This is a genomic window from Nocardia farcinica, assembly GCF_001182745.1.
In the GTDB taxonomy this organism is placed as follows: domain Bacteria; phylum Actinomycetota; class Actinomycetes; order Mycobacteriales; family Mycobacteriaceae; genus Nocardia; species Nocardia farcinica.
In genome coordinates this window covers 1,451,334-1,467,853 of sequence record NZ_LN868938.1, presented here as the reverse complement: position 1 = coordinate 1,467,853, position 16,520 = coordinate 1,451,334, and the positions used below count along the sequence as shown (strand labels likewise).

Annotated in this window: 18 protein-coding genes; 13 read left to right on the top strand and 5 right to left on the bottom strand. The window is 71.6% G+C overall.

The features are described from left to right. Genes AMO33_RS07130 through AMO33_RS07115 form a run of 4 tightly spaced genes read left to right on the top strand, consistent with a single transcriptional unit; the run spans position 1 to position 3,003 of the window. Complete coding sequence (locus AMO33_RS07130; RefSeq protein ID WP_060591441.1) at positions 1–756, top strand: prolipoprotein diacylglyceryl transferase; 756 nt, start codon at positions 1–3, stop codon at positions 754–756. Beyond that, positions 753–1,145, top strand: a complete 393-nt coding sequence (locus AMO33_RS07125; RefSeq protein ID WP_076573459.1) for a hypothetical protein — start codon at positions 753–755, stop codon at positions 1,143–1,145. Before AMO33_RS07130 ends, AMO33_RS07125 begins: the two co-directional genes overlap by 4 nt. Further along, positions 1,145–2,722, top strand: coding sequence for a radical SAM protein (locus AMO33_RS07120; protein ID WP_228808154.1), 1,578 nt, complete (start codon positions 1,145–1,147; stop codon positions 2,720–2,722). Before AMO33_RS07125 ends, AMO33_RS07120 begins: the two co-directional genes overlap by 1 nt. Continuing rightward, complete coding sequence (locus AMO33_RS07115) at positions 2,719–3,003, top strand: hypothetical protein (RefSeq protein ID WP_060591436.1); 285 nt, start codon at positions 2,719–2,721, stop codon at positions 3,001–3,003. Before AMO33_RS07120 ends, AMO33_RS07115 begins: the two co-directional genes overlap by 4 nt. Before the next feature lie 23 nt (positions 3,004–3,026). Here the strand turns inward: AMO33_RS07115 and AMO33_RS07110 are convergent, their stop codons facing one another. Beyond that, a complete protein-coding gene (locus tag AMO33_RS07110; protein WP_060591434.1) occupies positions 3,027–3,599 on the bottom strand; it encodes a TetR/AcrR family transcriptional regulator in 573 nt (190 codons plus the stop codon). A gap of 89 nt (positions 3,600–3,688) precedes the next feature. Between AMO33_RS07110 and AMO33_RS07105 the strand changes: the two genes are divergently transcribed. Both AMO33_RS07105 and AMO33_RS07100 read left to right on the top strand, forming a co-directional pair. Then, on the top strand, positions 3,689–4,162 hold the full coding sequence (locus AMO33_RS07105) for a hypothetical protein (protein ID WP_011209171.1): 474 nt from the start codon (positions 3,689–3,691) through the stop codon (positions 4,160–4,162). 484 nt (positions 4,163–4,646) lie between these two features. Continuing rightward, complete coding sequence (locus AMO33_RS07100; protein WP_197657736.1) at positions 4,647–6,233, top strand: three-helix bundle dimerization domain-containing protein; 1,587 nt, start codon at positions 4,647–4,649, stop codon at positions 6,231–6,233. A gap of 4 nt (positions 6,234–6,237) precedes the next feature. Here AMO33_RS07100 and AMO33_RS07095 read toward each other — a convergent pair whose 3' ends face one another. Further along, positions 6,238–6,585 (bottom strand): DoxX family protein, encoded by a 348-nt coding sequence (locus tag AMO33_RS07095; RefSeq protein WP_060591431.1) that lies wholly within the window; start codon positions 6,583–6,585, stop codon positions 6,238–6,240. Between the two features lie 240 nt (positions 6,586–6,825). Here AMO33_RS07095 and AMO33_RS07090 point away from each other — a divergent pair, with 240 nt between their 5' ends. The 4 genes from AMO33_RS07090 to AMO33_RS07075 all read left to right on the top strand — a co-directional run bounded on the left by AMO33_RS07090 (position 6,826) and on the right by AMO33_RS07075 (position 11,469). After that, entirely contained in the window at positions 6,826–8,364 is a 1,539-nt protein-coding gene (locus tag AMO33_RS07090) for a flavin monoamine oxidase family protein (protein ID WP_060591428.1), read from the top strand. Then, on the top strand, positions 8,354–9,286 hold the full coding sequence (locus AMO33_RS07085) for a DMT family transporter (protein WP_060591426.1): 933 nt from the start codon (positions 8,354–8,356) through the stop codon (positions 9,284–9,286). The genes AMO33_RS07090 and AMO33_RS07085 overlap by 11 nt, the downstream gene beginning before the upstream one ends. Next, a complete protein-coding gene (locus AMO33_RS07080; protein WP_011209177.1) occupies positions 9,283–9,729 on the top strand; it encodes a GlcG/HbpS family heme-binding protein in 447 nt (148 codons plus the stop codon). Before AMO33_RS07085 ends, AMO33_RS07080 begins: the two co-directional genes overlap by 4 nt. Positions 9,730–9,849: 120 nt before the next feature. Then, complete coding sequence (locus tag AMO33_RS07075; protein WP_060591423.1) at positions 9,850–11,469, top strand: amidohydrolase; 1,620 nt, start codon at positions 9,850–9,852, stop codon at positions 11,467–11,469. 213 nt (positions 11,470–11,682) lie between these two features. On the opposite strand, the gene AMO33_RS07070 is transcribed toward AMO33_RS07075, so the two are convergent. Then, positions 11,683–12,171 carry an AAA family ATPase gene (locus tag AMO33_RS07070; RefSeq protein ID WP_240327444.1) on the bottom strand — a complete coding sequence of 163 codons (489 nt, stop codon included), beginning with the start codon at positions 12,169–12,171 and terminating at the stop codon, positions 11,683–11,685. Between the two features lie 91 nt (positions 12,172–12,262). Then, entirely contained in the window at positions 12,263–12,826 is a 564-nt protein-coding gene (locus AMO33_RS07065) for a PadR family transcriptional regulator (RefSeq protein ID WP_060591420.1), read from the bottom strand. A 46-nt stretch (positions 12,827–12,872) separates the two neighbouring features. On the opposite strand from AMO33_RS07065, the gene AMO33_RS07060 reads away from it, so the two are divergent. The 3 genes from AMO33_RS07060 (at position 12,873) to AMO33_RS07050 (ending at position 14,895) form a co-directional block, all read left to right on the top strand. Continuing rightward, positions 12,873–13,445 carry a peptide deformylase gene (locus tag AMO33_RS07060; RefSeq protein ID WP_060591417.1) on the top strand — a complete coding sequence of 191 codons (573 nt, stop codon included), beginning with the start codon at positions 12,873–12,875 and terminating at the stop codon, positions 13,443–13,445. A 61-nt stretch (positions 13,446–13,506) separates the two neighbouring features. Beyond that, positions 13,507–13,992, top strand: coding sequence for a GNAT family N-acetyltransferase (locus tag AMO33_RS07055; RefSeq protein ID WP_076573455.1), 486 nt, complete (start codon positions 13,507–13,509; stop codon positions 13,990–13,992). 66 nt (positions 13,993–14,058) lie between these two features. Next, a complete protein-coding gene (locus tag AMO33_RS07050) occupies positions 14,059–14,895 on the top strand; it encodes an alpha/beta fold hydrolase (protein ID WP_060591415.1) in 837 nt (278 codons plus the stop codon). A gap of 41 nt (positions 14,896–14,936) precedes the next feature. Here AMO33_RS07050 and nuoN read toward each other — a convergent pair whose 3' ends face one another. Then, positions 14,937–16,481, bottom strand: coding sequence for an NADH-quinone oxidoreductase subunit NuoN (gene nuoN / locus AMO33_RS07045; protein WP_240327583.1), 1,545 nt, complete (start codon positions 16,479–16,481; stop codon positions 14,937–14,939). Positions 16,482–16,520 lie beyond the last annotated feature (39 nt).

Sequence of the window (16,520 nt, the reverse complement as noted above, 5' to 3'; positions counted from 1 at the left end):
ATGGTGCCGCAGCTGATCGGGGGGATCCCCACCCACGGGTTCTTCGTGGCGCTCGGGGTCGCGGTGGCGGCGGTGGTGTTCGTGCTCGAATGCAGGCGCCGGGCCGCGCTGCGCGAGGAATCGCTGGTCGCGGTCACCGGCGCGCTGGTGGGCGGCGCGATCGGTATGCGGTTGTCGAGCCTGGCCGAAACGCTGGACCCCTACGAGAGCTGGTTGTTCGGCGCCCGCAGTGTGCTGGGCGGGCTGCTGGGCGCCTACCTCGGCGTGCTGGTCGCCAAACGTCTCATCGGCTACCGCGAGCGCACCGGTGATCTGTTCGCCCCCGCCGTGGCCCTCGGCATGGCGGTCGGCCGCATCGGCTGCCATCTCACCGAAGCACCCGGGCGGCCCACCGGCCTGCCGTGGGGCGTGCACGCACCCGGTACCGTCCCGCAGTGCCCGGGCTGCGCCAGCGGTGCCGCCATGCATCCGAGCTTCCTCTACGAGATCGCCTTCCACCTGGCCGCGTTCGCCGCGCTGCGGTGGGCGCGCACCCGCATCACCGCGCCCGGGGAGTTGTTCACCCTCTACATCGGCGCCTACGCGATCTTCCGGTTCCTCGTCGAATTCACCCGCGCCAACGACACCGTGTGGCTGGATCTGACCCGCCCGCAGTGGTTCCTGCTGCCCGGATTGGTGCTGGTCGCCGTCCGGCTGACCCTCGGCTACCGGCGCGGCACCTATGACGCTGTCCTCCGACGAAAGGTCGCGGCATGACCCAGCCCCCACCCCCACCACCACCCGTCGGCCCGCCGCCGCCCGGCTCCGGTAATGGTCTGGCCGTCGCCGGATTCGCGGTGCTCGGCGCATTCGTCTACATCTGCGCCAACGCCGTGCTCGGGTTCATGGTGTTCCTGCTGGTCTCCGACCGGCCGGGGACCACCGGCGAGATCATCCTCGGTGTGGCCACCGCCGCCGGGGTGCTCACCGTCTTCGTCGGTGGGGGACTGCTGATCCGGACCCGCAACGCCGTCGCCAAGGGACTCGGTCTCGGGCTGATGATCGGCTGGGCCCTGGTCACCATCTGCACCGTCGGCCTCTGCACCGGCGTCAACCCCGACCTGTATGCCGCCCTGACCTGGCCCGCCTCGAACGGAGTACCGTGATGAGCCGTCGACCGACCGGCACCGGCATGCCCCTGCGCGGTGACCGGATCCTGCGCTACGTCAACGCGTTCTGCCCGCACTGCCACCGCGCGGACCCCGACCGCCCGCTCGCCGAGGTCGCCCGCCGCTCGGGCTGGCTGGCCGAACGCGACGGGCGGGTCTACCTCGAACGCGGCTGCCCCGAGCACGGCATGGTGCGCACCCTCTACGACGAGCATCCCGAGATCCTGGCCTACCTCGAGGAATGGACCGCCCCGACCAAGGCCCACCTGCCCGACACGCCGGGCAATTTCGACCCCGTGCCCGCCGCCTACCTGCGCGGACTGCCGGAGATGCAGACCCAGCACACCTGCATCCTGCTCGCCGACATCGTGGAGGGCTGCAATCTGCGCTGCCCCACCTGTTTCGCCGACTCCACCCCGGAGCTGGCCGGCGTCGTCGCCGTCGCCGACGTGCTCGCCAACGTCGACCAGCGGCTGGCCCGCGAACACGGCAGGCTCGATGTGCTCATGCTCAGCGGCGGCGAACCCACCCTGCATCCCGACCTGCCCACCCTGCTGGCCGAACTCACCGCCCGCCCCATCACCCGCATCCTGATCAACACCAACGGCGTGCGCCTCGCCCGCGACGAGTCGCTGGTCGCGCTGCTGGCCGAGCACCGCGAACGCGTGGAGGTCTACCTGCAATACGACGGGGTCAGCGCCGCCGCCTCCCGCCACCACCGCGGTGGGGATCTGCGCGCCCTCAAAGCCGAAGCGCTGCGCCGTCTTTCCGGTCACGGCATCTTCACCACCCTGGTGATGACCGTCGCGTTCGGGGTCAACGACGACGAGATCGGCGCGGTCGTGCGCACCGCACTGGACACCCCGTTCGTCGGCGGGGTCTCCCTGCAACCGCAGTTCGGCTCCGGCCGCAGCGGCGTCATCGACCCGATGCACCGGCTCACCCACACCGGTGTGCTGGCCCGCCTCGGCCCGCAGACCGACGGCCTGGTCACCTGGCGCGACCTGACCGCACTGCCCTGCTCGCACCCGCACTGCTGCTCGGTCGGCTACCTGCTGCGCGACGACGCGGGCGACTGGCGCTCCCTGACCGCTCTGCTCGGACACGACACCCTCAAACAGCGCCTCGGCCTGGTCGCCAACCGCATCGCCGACAGCGACATCCCCGCCGATCTGCGCCTGGCGGTGCGCGAATCCCTGCTCGGGCTGCTCTCGGAACAGTCCTCGCTGTCGCACCCCGACATCGGGCGGGTCTGGCAGACCATCTGCCAGCACTGCGATCTGGGCATGTCCACGCTGCTGACGCTGGCCTCCTCGGCGCTGCCCGGCCGCAAGGCCCGCCTGCGGACCCTGTTGGGTGAGCGGGTCGTCCGCCTCACCGTCAAACCCTTCATGGACATCGACACCATGCTCGAGGAACGCCTCACCCAGTGCTGTGTGCACGTGGGCACCCGCGCCGAACAGGACCAGTGCGCGCCCTTCTGTGCCGTGCAGGCCTGGCCCGCCCTGTCGCGCCAACGCCTGTCCGCCGCCGCCCCCGCCGGGGCCGCGCTGCTCCCGGTGACCACACCATGAGCGACAACCCCGGGGTCTACTACACCGAGGCCACCGCGAAACAGGCCACGCCCGACCCGCTGAACCTCTGTGTCTACGCCACCGTCGCCCTGCTCACCTGGCTGGTCGGGCCGCTCGCCCTGATCGCCTTCGCCGCCCTGGCCTTCGTCGGCTACTGGCGTGCCTGGCGTCACGGACTGCGCCGCAGCCGCTGCCTGCTGCGCGACACCCGGCTCGTGCTGGGCTATCTCGCGCTGCTCGTGGTGATCGGAGTGGTGGCGGTGGTCCACCCGCTCATCTGACACATCGCCCGCGGCAGCGAGCGTCAGGCGCCCGTCAGCCAGCGCTCGAGGATGTCGAGGCGTTGTTCCCGCAGGCCCGGGCGCAGGCGGGCATCGCGTTCCAGGCTCGCCAGGCCGTGCAGGGTGCTCCAGACGGTTTCGGTGAGGGTCTCCACGTCGGTGGCGGCGGCGAAGGGAGCGAAGGTGGCCACCAGCTCGGCGAATGCCGCGCGCAACGGTTCGGGGGCACCCTCGCCGAAGGTGAGATCGGTGGGCTGGGAGAACATGGCGTCGTAGAGGGCCGGGTGGGATGCGGCGAAGTCGGTGTAGGCGCGGGCCACGGCGGCCAGGGCCGCGGGGGCGTCGGGTGCGGAGGTGCGGGCCCGGTGTAGTGCCTCGGCGAGTTCGGCGATGCCGTCGAGGGCCACCGCGGTGACGATGGCGCGCTTGCCCGCGAAGTGGCTGTAGAGCACGGGCTGGCTGTATTCGATGCGGTCGGCGAGCTTGCGGACGGTGACCGCGTCCCAGCCCTCGGTTTCGGCCAACTCGCGCGCGGTGTCGACGATGAGGCGGTGCCGCTCGGCGCGCTCCCGCTCCCGCCTGCTCTGGATACCCATACCGCGAACCTAGCAGCGCTAGACAACGTAGCGCCAGAACGTTAGTGTCGCTACATCAGATAGCAACGCTAGTTTTCAGGAGTCCGCCCATGATCACCGTCGTTCAGGTCCTCGCCGTGCTCGCGCTGGCGGCCAACGCCGTCGTCTACGGCACCGACGCGGCCGCCGCGCTCGTCGTGCGTTCGGCCAACACCCATCTCGACGACACCGCGATGACCCTCAGTGCCGGGTGGGGGCACTACTACGCCGACCGGCGCATGCCGCCGGTCGGCATCACCGGACTGGTGAGCATGCTCGCCGCCGCCGTGGCCGCCGCGCTCGGTGGGCACACGGTCGCGGCCGCCGCCGCCGGAGTGTCGGTGATCGCCCTGATCGCCTGGCTCGTGCTGTACGCGCGAATCGCCAAGCCGGTCAACATCGCCCAGAAGGCAGCCGCGCTGTCGGGCATCATCCCGGCGAATGCCCGTGCGCTGCAGCAACGATGGGACAGCATCATCGGTGTGCGGGTCGGATTGCAGGCGATCGCACTCCTCGCCGCGGCGGTCACCATCGCTGCCGTCTGAGCGGTGGTGTTCTCTCGTGCCCGCCACGGGTGCGCGCCGGTCCGGCGACGGCAGACACACCGGACGGTCCCGCACCTGACAGTCCGGTGGCGAACGGTCACGCAGCGAACGGTCACGCAGCGAACGGTCCCGTGGCGAACGGTCCCGTGGCGAACGGTCCCGTGGCGAACGCGGTCGGTCTGCGCGTCGCACCGGCGAACAACCGGTATCGAGGGGCCGATGCCCGAGTGAACTCTCGTCCGCACAGCAGGCAGCGCGGCACGGTTGCCGCCGAAGCCAGGCGACCGCCGCCGCATGCCCGCCGACCTGCGCGGATACCGGCCAGGACACCCGCGCGGAGGTGTTCGCTGCGGGTCGAGGCGGCCCCTCGGCGCCGGTCCGCGGCCGCTGCCGAGACCCGTGCGCTGCCGGTATCGTTTCGGCGCGCAACTCAGGTGGTGGCGGCGCGCGGCGCCGGTGGATACGTGGTCCGAGGGAGTGTGTGGTGGCTGTCGATACCGTCCGCGAAGAACAGGCACTGCGCCGATTGGCCGACAGCCTGGTCGAGAGCTACACCGAGACCCATCCGCCCGAACGGGTGCGCACCGTCATCGACCACGCCCGGGAGCGGTTCACCGGCAACCCGGTCCGCGAGTTCGTGCCGATCCTCGTCGAACGCATCGCCCGGCGCGAACTGGACCGGACCGCCAGGGCCGGCCCGGTCGCCACTCCGACGCCGGCCACCTCTCCGGCACCGGTCGCCTCTCCGGCACCGGTCGCCTCTCCGGCACCGGTCGCCTCTCCGGCACCGGTCGCCTCTCCGGCACCGGTCGCCTCTCCGGCACCGGACGCCGGTGCGGCAGCGCAGCCGAGCACCCGGCTGGAATCGGCTGGGCGGGACCACGCTACGCCGCACAACCGCACCGGCCACCGCGCACCAGCGATATCGGCGGATGCGGAGTCCCGGGGGAGCGGGGCACGGCACGCCGCCACCGTGGGCCGCGTGTCCCGACGCACCCTGGCGCTGGCCGGCGGCGCGCTGCTCGTGGTGGCCGTCGTGGTCGCCGCCCAGCTCGGCCGCCAGCCCGAGCCCGAGCCCGCCGCGGCCAGCGGACCCGCCCTCACCGTGGTGCGCGGCGCGGTCGGCTCGGAGAAGGCGTCCTTCTTCGAAGATCAGCGCGTCATCGACGCGCTGGCCCGGCACGGCCTGCGCGCCGAGATCGAACCCGCCGGGTCCCGCCAGATCGCCGACATGGACCTGTCCGGCTACAGCTTCGCCTTCCCCTCCAGCGCCACCGCCGCCGAACGCATCCAGCGCGCCCGCGGTGTGGCGACCAAGTACACGCCGTTCTCCTCCCCGATGGCGATCGCCACCTTCGCCCCGATCGCCGACCTGCTCACCGGCGCGGGCGTCCTCCGTCCCGGCCCGGAGCCCACCGTCGACATGGCACGCTATCTCGAACTGGTCCAACGCAATACCGAGTGGACGCACCTGCCCGGCAACACCGTCTACCCCGTGCGCAAGAACATCCTGGTCTCCACCACCGACCCCCGCACCTCCAACTCGGCGGCGATGTTCCTGGCGATCGCGGCGTTCGTCGCCAACGACAACGCCGTCGTCCAGGGCTCCGACGCCGAGCAGCGGGTGCTGCCGCAGCTGACCCGTCTGTTCACCGGCCAGGGCTACGCCGAGAACTCCAGTGCCGGCCCCTTCCAGGAATACCTGACCGCGGGCATGGGCCCCGCGCCGCTGGTGCTCATCTACGAAGCCCAGTACGTCGAAGCGCTGGCCCAGGGCCGCATCCAGCCCGGCATGGTGCTGGCCTACCCCTCACCGACCGTGCTGTCGACCCACACCGTCGTGCCCTTCGACGAACCGGGCGACCGGCTCGGCCGCCTGCTCACCACCGACCCCGAACTCCAGCGCCTGGCCGCCGAACACGGCTTCCGCACCCGTGACGCCGCCCAGTTCGCCGCCGTCGCCGCCGAACACCGCGCCCCGGTCCCCGCCGAGCTCATCGACGTCGTCGACACCCCCACCTACGACACTCTCGAGAGCCTGCTCGACGGCGTCACCCGCTCCTACAACTGAGCCCTCACCGGGCCAGCTGCAGCGCCAGGGCCGCCGCCGCCGGCGCCAGGTACAGCAGCGGAAACACGGTCGTCCCATACGATTTCGCGTGGATCGTGGTGGCGACGGCACCCAGGAAGTAGACGATCAACCCCATCGCCGCGGCGACACCGACCGCGGGCACCACCAACCCGGCGAGCAGGCCCAGTGCGCCCGCCGACTTCGCCGCCGCCAACCAATTCCACCAGGCCCGCGGAACCCCGTACCGCTCGAGCGGTTCCACGACGAACGGCTGCTTGCTGTAGAGCGAATACCCCGAGAACCCGATCCACAGCGCAGCCGCCACCGTGACGATGTGATACGCGACGTCCATTCGACTCCCCGTCCTTCCGACTCGTGTTGGTCTGTCGGCAGGGAGACGATGCGGGCCGCCCGAGTGTGACACGGCCGCGAATCGGAGGATGCGCGACGACGGGCGAATCGGGCATCTTCGCTCGAGCTGATCGCAATGCTCGCCCCGCGGGCCCGGACCGGACAGGCTCGAACCGCGGTCCGCCCGCGACGCGGCGGCGGATCGGTCCGGCTCGAATCCTACTGGGGGAGTTGATGTCCGATGTCTGCTACCGCACAGCACCGCCCGATCCGTGGCGAGTCGCTGTTCGACGAGTCCTTCGCCTTTCCCGCGCCACTGCGCACCCCGGCACCGGCGGCGCCCGCGCGGGTCGCTGTCGTCGGCGCCGGTGTGGGCGGGCTCGCCGCCGCCTACGAACTCCAGCGCCGCGGGCTGGCCGTGACCGTCTTCGAACGCACCGCCCGGCCCGGTGGCCGCATCCGCACCTGGCGGTTCTGGGACGGCACCCACGGCGAACTCGGTGCCATGCGCATCCCGGGCAACCACCACTGCACCCTGCACTACATACGCGAATTCGCGCTACCCACAAGGCCGTTCGTCAACGCGAACCCCGACGCCCTCTATCTGCTGCGCGACACGCGCGTGCGGCGCGCCGACGTGGCGCGGGTGGTGAACGGTTATCGGCTCGCCGCCGGTGAGCAGGGCGACCCGCTGACACTGCTGGACACCCTGCTGCGTTCGGCGTGGGAGGGGCTCGGCGAGCACCGGCGCAAGGCGCTGCTCGCCGGCGACGTCGCCGACCCGGAACTCGAGCGGCTGGCGGGCACCTCGCTGTGGCAGTTCGCGCGCGAGCGGCTCTCCGCCGAGGCGTGGGATCTGGTCGGGCACGCCAGCGGGCTGCTGCACTACGAGCACGCCTCCCTGCTCGAGGTGCTCGTCGACTACTTCGGGCTGTTCAACGTCGACCAGGTCGAGCTCGTCGACGGCACCGACGCCCTGGTGCGCGCCTTCGTCGCGGCCCTGCGCCCCGGCACCCTGCGGCTGGCGACCCGCGTCACCGCCGTGCGGGTCGACGGCGACGGTGTGCGCGTGCACGGCGAGCAGCTCGGCGCACCGGTCGAGGAGGACTTCGACTACCTCGTCTGCGCCGTGCCCGCGCCCGGCCTCGACCAGATCGAGATCACCCCCGGCCTGCCCGCCCGCCAGCGGCAGGCCATCCGCGGCATGAACTACGCCAGCAGCACCAAAACCCTGCTGCACCTGCGGGACCGGCCCTGGGAGTACCGTGACGGCATCTACGGCGGCGGCAGCTTCACCGACCTGCCGATCCAGCAGGTGTGGTATCCGGCCGACAACGCCGTGCGGGTGCCGGGCACCGATCGCCTCACCGCCCGCGACCGCGACCGCTCGCATCGTCCGGCCGTACTCACCGCCGCCTACCTGTGGGAGAACAACGCCCGCCGCTTCGCCGCGCTGCCCGAAGCCGACCGCACCCGCGTCGTGCTGTCCGCGCTCGACAAGCTGCACCCGGGCATCGTCGCCTCGGTCGACGACGTGGTGCACTGGACCTGGGACGAACAGGTCGGTCTGGGCGGCGGCGCGTTCGCCTATCTGGCGCCCGGCGAGCACGCGCGGTACCTGGCCGGGATCGGCGCCGCCCATCCCGCGCCCGCGCCGCGGATCTTCTTCGCCGGCGAACACCTCTCGGTGGCACACGCGTGGATCCAGGGCGCACTGCAGTCGGCGCTCGACGCGGTCACCCAGGTGCTCGATCGCGTGAGCCTGGCTCGTGCGGCGTGAGCCGGCGACACTGCTGCCCGCGGCGGCGGCGCTGGTGTGGGGCGCCAGCTACACCGTCACCGGCTGGGGCCTGCGGGAACTGGATGTATTGAGCTACAACGCGATCCGGTTCGCCGCCGCGGCGCCGCTGCTGTTCGCGGTGGTGCTGCTCACCGAGGGCGCGCCGTGGGTGGCGCGGGCGGTATGGCCGCGGCTCGCGGTCTCGGCGTCGATCGGCATCGTGGCCTATCAGCTGACGTTCTCGCTGGCGGTCGCCTGGACCACGGTCACCGAGGCCGCGATCCTCATCGCCCTCTCGCCGCTGTGGGCAGCGCTGTTCGCCGCGGTGGCGGGGGAGCGGGTGCCCGGCCCGGTCGTCGTCGCCGCGCTGGTCGCCACGGTGGGGGTGATCCTGGTGGTGACCGGCCGACCGGACGGGCCGCCGCCGGTGCACCGCCTCGCCGGAGATCTGGCCGCGCTCGCCGCGGGCGTGTTGTGGGGACTGTATCCGGTGGTCACCCGGCCGTTGCTGGACCGCTACAGCCCGGTCCGGGTGACGGCGTGGGCGGCGCTGATCGGCGGCGCGGTCCTGCTCGCGGGCGCCGCGCTGCTGCCCGGCGCCCGGCCCGGCGCCGCCGAGTGGGCCGCGCTCACCTGGGTGTCGCTGGCGTTCTCGGTGCTCGCGGTCACCGTCTTCGGCCTCGTCGCCTGGTATCGCGGGGTGCGCGCCCTCGGCTCGGCGCGCACCATGCTGCTCATGTTCGCGGTGCCGGTGGTCGCCGCGGCGTTCGCGGTCGTCGGGGGTGAACGGATCGGCCCGGCCCAGATCCTCGGCGGCGCCCTCGTCCTGGCCGCGCTGGCCGCCGTGCCGACCACCCGATCCGACCCTGCCCCGCCGGTCACACCGGCATCGAAACACCCTGTCCCGAGGAGGATTCCATGACATCGATCAGCCTGACCGCCGCTGTCACCATCGCCGAGCACGCCGTGGCCTTCGGCGTCGAACACGGCTACGACCCGCTCACCGTGGCTGTGCTCGACCCCGGCGGACACCCGGTCGTGCTGCACCGCCAGGACGGCTCGGGCATCCTGCGCCCGGACATCGCGACCGCCAAGGCCTGGGGTGTGCTCGGGCTCGGCGTGCCCAACCGGGAGATCGCCCGCCGCGCCGCCGCCGCACCGGCCTTCTTCACCTCGGTCGCCGTGCTCGCCCAGGGCCGCATCCTCGACGTGCCCGGCGGGGTGTTCGTCCGCGCCGAATCCGGGACGCTGCTCGGCGCGGTCGGCGTCACCGGCGCCGCCACCTCGGCGGAGGACGAGCTGGCCGCGATCGCCGGGATCCGCGCGGCGGGGCTGGTGCCCGAGACAGGCGCGCCGTCGACCTGACATCCGGCGGCGTGGGCTGCTCGGCCGGCGGCGATGTCGGCCCGGGCGGCGCGGGCGGCTGTTATCGTTCGGTGGTTCGAGCTGTTCCGCCCGCTGTTCTCCCGTCCGCGGAGGTGTGCGATGAGCACGGCCGATCTGATCGTCACCGGAGGACCCGTCCACACCATGGACCCCGACCGGCCGCGCGCGAGCGCGGTCGCGGTCACCGGCGGCCGGATCACCGCCGTGGGCGCCGAGGAGGTCCTGGAGCTGCGCGGGGCGAGCACCGAGATGATCGACCTGGGTGGGCGCTGTCTGCTGCCGGGATTCGTCGAGGCACACACCCACCCCACCCAGGACCAGATGATGTACTCCGACGCCGTCGTCGACATCCGCCCGGTCACCACCTGCCCCAGCGCCGAGGACGTACACCGCACGATCGAGCGGGCCCTCGCCGTGGCCCCCGCGGACGCTCCGCTGATCTTCTACGGCCTCGACATCCTGTTGCAGAAGGGGTTCCCCGAACCCACCCGGCGGTGGCTGGACGACCTCGGCCCGGCCCGCCCGATCGTGATCTGGCAGAACTCCGGACACCTCGCCTACGCCAACAGCGCCGCCCTCGCGCAGGCGGGCGTGCACGCCGCCACCCCCGACCCGGTCGGCGGCAGCTTCGAACGCGACGCCACCGGGGAACCGACCGGCCGCGTCTACGAAGCGCCCGCCGTACTCGCCGTGGTCGCCCCGATCCTCGCCGGGGAACTCACCGGCCCCGGCCTGCTGGCCCGCCAGCACGCCGAACTGGCCCGGCGCGGAGTCACGCTGTGCAGCGACATGGCCTTCTCCGACCGGCTGCGCCCACTGACCGACGAGCTGTACCGGCGGGATCTGGCGAAGGTGCGGATGCGGGTCTACGAAATGTCCACCGCCGACGGCCGGGCGAGCTGCCCGCTCGACAACGGCGACGACATGTTCCGCCAGATCGGCATCAAACTGTGGCTGGACGGCTCACCCTGGATCGGCAACATCGACATCTCCTTCCCCTACCTGAACACCGCCGCCACCGCCGCGCTCGGCCTCGCCCACGACCACCGCGGACACGCCAACTACACCGCGGCCCAACTGGATTCGATCATGGCCGCCTATCATCCGCACGGTTGGCAGATGGCCTGCCACATTCACGGCGACCACGGCGTCGACACCATCCTCGACGTCTACGAACGGGCGCTGGCCGCCCACCCACGCCCCGACCACCGGCTGCGCCTGGAACACTGCGGCGCCATGACCGCCGAGCAATTCCGGCGCGCCGCCCGCCTCGGCGTCACCTGCAGCCTGTTCATCGACCACATCTATCACTGGGGCGACGTGCTCGTCGACGACCTGTTCGGGCCCGACCACGGCGCGCACTGGACACGCGCTCGCTCCGCGCTCGACGCGGGCGTACGGATCTCCTTCCACAACGACAGCCCGGTGACCGAGGAAGAGCCGCTGCGCAACATCGCCGCCGCCGTCACCCGCACCACCCGCACCGGACGCGTGCTCGCCCCGCAGGAGCGCATCACCCTCGACCAGGCCCTGCGCGCACAGACCCTCGACGCCGCCTACCAACTGTTCGCCGACGACATCACCGGATCGCTCACCCCGGGCAAATACGCCGACCTCGTCGTCCTCGACCGAGACCCGTACGACGTCGATCCCGCGGAGCTCCCCGCGATCGAGGTGCACGCCACCTACCTCGCCGGAACGCCGACGTTCACGGGGTGAGGACATCGCCCACCGCCCGGACCGGGGAGCGTTGATCAAGACGTCCGGGCTCGTGGTCGGCGAACTCGATCAGGGACGCACCGGCGTCCAACGGTGCTTCGACAAGCCCGAGCAATGGAGAGCCATCGCGATGCGCTCGGACATGACCGCCCGCGCCCACAGCGCCGCGATCACCCTCCTCGCCACGCTGATCTGGATCGAAACCGACGTGAATCACATGGCCTGGCCGACCACCTCGAGTGGCCCCTCATCGGGCGTCGGCGGCTCGAACCGCTCGAAGTACTCCGTCGCCGTCTGCTCGGTGAGCGGCCAATCGTCGGCCTGCCTGCCGTGCCGATCACCGACTCGGCTCAGGATGGTCTCGAGACTTGTCGCGAGGTAAACAGTCTGCGGCACGATGCCCTGGGGCGCGAGCAGCGCGCGGAACTCGTCGCGTTGACGCCGGAACCAGAATCCGAAGTCGAGCACGACATCATCCCCCGCCGCGACGTGACGCAGCAACCGCGCCTTCAGGTCTGCTGCCACGTCGGCCACCACTTCGGCGGAGGGCATCGTCGTGATTCCGCGATCCCAGAACTCCACCTCGAACGACAAACGCGTCCAACCGTCGCGCTCCAGGCGCTTGGCATAGGTGGTCTTGCCGGCACCAGCCGGCCCGCACATCATCACGACCCGGGGGCGTCGTGCCTTGCTCACTGCCACCGGACCGAGGTTACGCTCCGTCACCGACGGTGCGACTTGCGACGCTCCGCTCATCGGCCATCTGAATCAGATCGGATTTGATCCCCGCGCCCTAGGGCTGTCGGTCGGCCGCCGCTGCGGTGTCGAGTTTGTCGATGTGGGCGAGAACCTTTTCGTGCCAGTCGATCTCGGCCTGGATGCGCAGCGTGGCGTGCTCGACCACGAGATCGTCGGCCGCGGTCTGGTCGGGCCAGCGGCGGTCGAGCTGGTGCTCGAGGGTGGATCGGCGGGCGCGCAGGGCTGCCAGGCGGTCTTCGACGTAGCCGCGCAGCAGCTCCCCGTCCAGATCCTCGCTCACCGCCAACGCCAGATCGACGGGATCCGGGCGGATGTCGACCTCGCTGAACGCCTCGTCGCGCAGGGCGCGCAGCTCTCGGTGCCCCTCGCCGGTGATCTCGTACACGGTGCGAGCGGGCAGGGCACCGGACTGCTCGGTGCGCAACGGGCGGATCAGGCCTTCGTCGGCCATCCGGTGCAGTGCGCTGTACAGCGAGCCGGGCCGCACGCGCGACCACAGATCCGCGCGATCCAACCGCGCGTCGCGCCGCAGCTGGTGCCCGTGCATCGGTCCGCGCTTGGCCAGCGCCGCCAGCACGAACAACCGCGTCTCGTTCATGCTCCTAGTCTGACACGACTACTCGGTTTTGAGTACCCTCGGCGGCATGGCGATACGACCCATCCTCATCGCGGGCGACCCGCGCCTGACCACCCCTGCCCAACCCGTCACCGTGTTCGACGACGAACTCGCCGCCCTGGTCGACGACCTCTTCGACACCCTGGCCGCGGCCGAGGGCGCGGGCCTGGCGGCCAACCAGATCGGCGACCCGCGCGCGGTGTTCGTCTACGACCTGGTCGACCACGGACACCGGTATCGCGGAGTCGTGGTCAACCCGGTCGCGGAAACCTCCGCACTACCGGAAACGATGCCCGACCCCGACGGCGACCTCGAAGGCTGCCTGTCGGTGCCGGGGGAGTGGTACCCGACCGGCCGCGCCGACCGGGCCAGGGTCACCGGCCTCGACGCCACCGGCGCACCCATCACCGTCGAGGGCACCGGCTACCTGGCCCGTTGCCTGCAACACGAAACCGACCACCTCGCCGGCCGGCTCTACCTGGAGCGCCTGCTCGGCCGCCACGCCCGCGCCGCCCGCCGCATGATCAAAGCCCACGGCTGGACGGTCCCGGGCAACACCTGGCTACCACCGAAGAACCACTCGGGACCGGATTCGGATTGACGCGCCTCGCTCGCGGCGCGCAAGAATATGCATTGTGGCAAATAATGATGCAGCAGGTGATGTGTCGACCGATCTGGTGTACCGGGAACCGACCGAGGAGGATCACGCCCGGGTGTTGGCCGTGCTCGACGAGTGGTGGGGTGGGTTGGGCGGGGCGGAGGGGTCGCGGCAGCGGGCCGGGCTCTTGCCGCGGTTGTTCTTCCAGCACTTCACCGACACCAGCACGGTGGTGGAGCGCGACGGACAGTTGGTGGGGTTCCTGATCGGGTTCCTCTCGCAGTCCCGGCCGGACGAGGCCTACATCCACTTCGTCGGCGTCGCACCCGACCTGCACGGGCACGGCCTCGGGCGGGCGCTCTACGAGCGCTTCTTCGCGCTGGTTCGCGCCCGGGGCCGGCGGATCGTCCGCGCGATCACCTCCGACACCAACACCGCGTCCCAGGCCTTCCACGCCCGCATGGGGTTCACGGTGAGCACGGCGGCCTACCCCGGCTACGACGGGCCGAACACCGTTCGCGTCACCTTCGAACGCGTCCTCGAAGACTGACGACCGATGAATCCGGTACTCCCGCCCCGTCGACTCCGGTGAAGCCTCGACAATCCGGGAGACCCCATGACCACATCCAGTCGAATCAGCGAACCCCGCACCGGTGAACTCGCCGTGCCCGGCGCACGCCTGTACTACGAGGTGCGCGGCGCGGGCCCGCTCCTCGTGCTGGCGGGTGCGCCGATGGCGGCGGCGGATTTCGCGGCGGTGGCCGAGCAGCTCGCCGCCACCCACACCGTGCTCACCACCGATCCGCGCGGGCATCGCGGCAGTACGCTCGACCACCCGGCCGCCGATTCCACCCCGGCCCTGCGCGGCGACGACTTGGCCCGGCTCATCGAACATCTCGGCGCCGGACCGGCCACGGTGTTCGGTTCCAGCGGTGGCGCGGTGAGCGCGCTGGCGCTCGTCCAGCGGCGCCCCGACCTGGTCGCCACCGTGATCGCGCACGAACCGCCGCTCATCGAACTGCTCGACGACCGCGAGGCGTTGCGGGCGGGCACCCACGCCATGATCGCCACCTATCTGTCCGGGGACGTGGTCGGCGCCTGGCGGATGTTCTTCGCCCAGGCGAACATCCCGATCCCCGACGAGGCGCTCGAGCAGATGTTCGGCGGCGCGCGCGACCCGGAACAGGCCGCCACCGAGCGGTACTGGTTCGAGCACGAACTGCTCGGCACCGTGACCTGGCAGCCCGACATCGCCGCACTCACCGCTCAGGGCGCGAAGGTCGTCGTCGGCGTCGGCGCGGATTCCGCCGGGCAACTCTGCGACCGCACCTCCCGTGCGCTCGCCGCCCGGCTGGGCGGCGAGCCGGTGGTCTTTCCCGGCGATCACACCGGGTTCGTCGACGATCCGGCCGGATTCGCGGCCTTTCTCACCGACTCGGCAGCCCGGCGCTGACGGTCGGAGGTGGCGCGTACCGCGCAGCTGCGGTGGCGTGCTCAGCGCACCAAGGTGGCCGCGTGCTCGGCGAGGTCGAGCAGCGGCTGGGGCAACATGCCCAGCACCAGCGTGGCCGCCGCCGTCACCGTGATGACCGCCCGCGTCAGCGCGAGGGGCAGGACAGCGGGGGCGTCGGCGGGCTGGTCGGTGAAGAACATCATCACGATCACCCGCACGTAGAAGAACGCCGCCACCGCGCTGGTCAGCACGCCGACCACGACCACCGCCGCGCCGTAGCCACCGGCGGCGGCTTCGAACACCGCGAACTTCGCGACGAACCCGCTGGTGAGCGGGATGCCCGCGAACGAGAGCAGGAACAGCGCGAACACTGTGGCCGCCCAGGGGGACCGGCGGCCCAGCCCGGCCCACTGCGCCAGCCCGGTCGCCTCCTCGTCGCCGTCGCGCACCAGGGTGACCACCGCGAACGCGCCCAGCGTGCCCAGCGCGTAGGCGGCGAGATAGAACAGCACCGCGTGGATTCCGGCGTCGTCGGCGGCGAGCAGCCCGGTGAGCAGGAAGCCCGCGTGGGTGATCGAGGAGTAAGCGAGCATCCGCTTCACATCGGTCTGGGTGACCGCCAGCACCGCGCCGACGACCATCGTCGCGATCGCGACCGTCGCCAGCACCGGCCGCCAGTCGTCCACCAGGCCGGGCACCCCGACATACAGCACGCGCAACAGCGCACCGACCGCCGCGATCTTGGTCGCGGCCGCCATGAACGCCGTGACCGGCGTCGGCGCACCCTGATAGACGTCGGGTACCCACGCCTGGAACGGCACCGCGCCCACCTTGAACAGCAACCCCACCGCCAGCATCGCCAACCCCAGCAACGCCAGCAGCGGATCGTCCTGCGGCTGGGCGGCCAAGGCGTCGGCGATGCCGCCGAGACGCACCGTGCCCGTCTGCCCGTACAGCAGGGCGACGCCGTAGAGGAAGAACGCCGAGGAGAACGCGCCGAGCAGGAAGTACTTCAGCGCCGCTTCCTGGGAGAGCAGCCGCCGATGCCGCGCCAGCCCGCACAGCAGGTACAGCGGCAGCGACAGCACCTCGAGCGCGACGAACATGGTGAGCAGATCGTTGGACGCGGGCAGCAGCATCATGCCGCCGACCGCCAGCATGGTCAGCGGGAACACCTCGGTGGTCACCGCACCCGCGCGCGCGGCGGCCTGTTCGTCGGCGCTGCCGGGCACCGCCGCCGCCTGCGGGGTGAACGCGTCCAGGCCACGATCCAGGGTCGCGGCGGCCCGGCTCCACGTGCCAGGACCCGACCGCACCCGGCTGCGCGTCCCGCGCCGCTCGGCCATCAACAGCACGCCGAGCGCCGCCACCACCAGCAGCGTGCCCTGCAGGAACAGCGTCACCCCGTCGACGGCGACCGCGCCGACCACCGCCGTCTGCTCGGCGCCCCACACGGCCAGCACCGCGACGAACCCGGCCGCCGAACCGCCGAGCGCCAACACCAGCTGGGTGCCGTAGCGGAACCGGCGCGGCACGAACGCCTCGACCAGCACACCGGCCACGGCGGCGCCGAACACGATCAGCATCGGTGCGAGCACGCCGTATTCGATGCTCGGGGCGGGCAC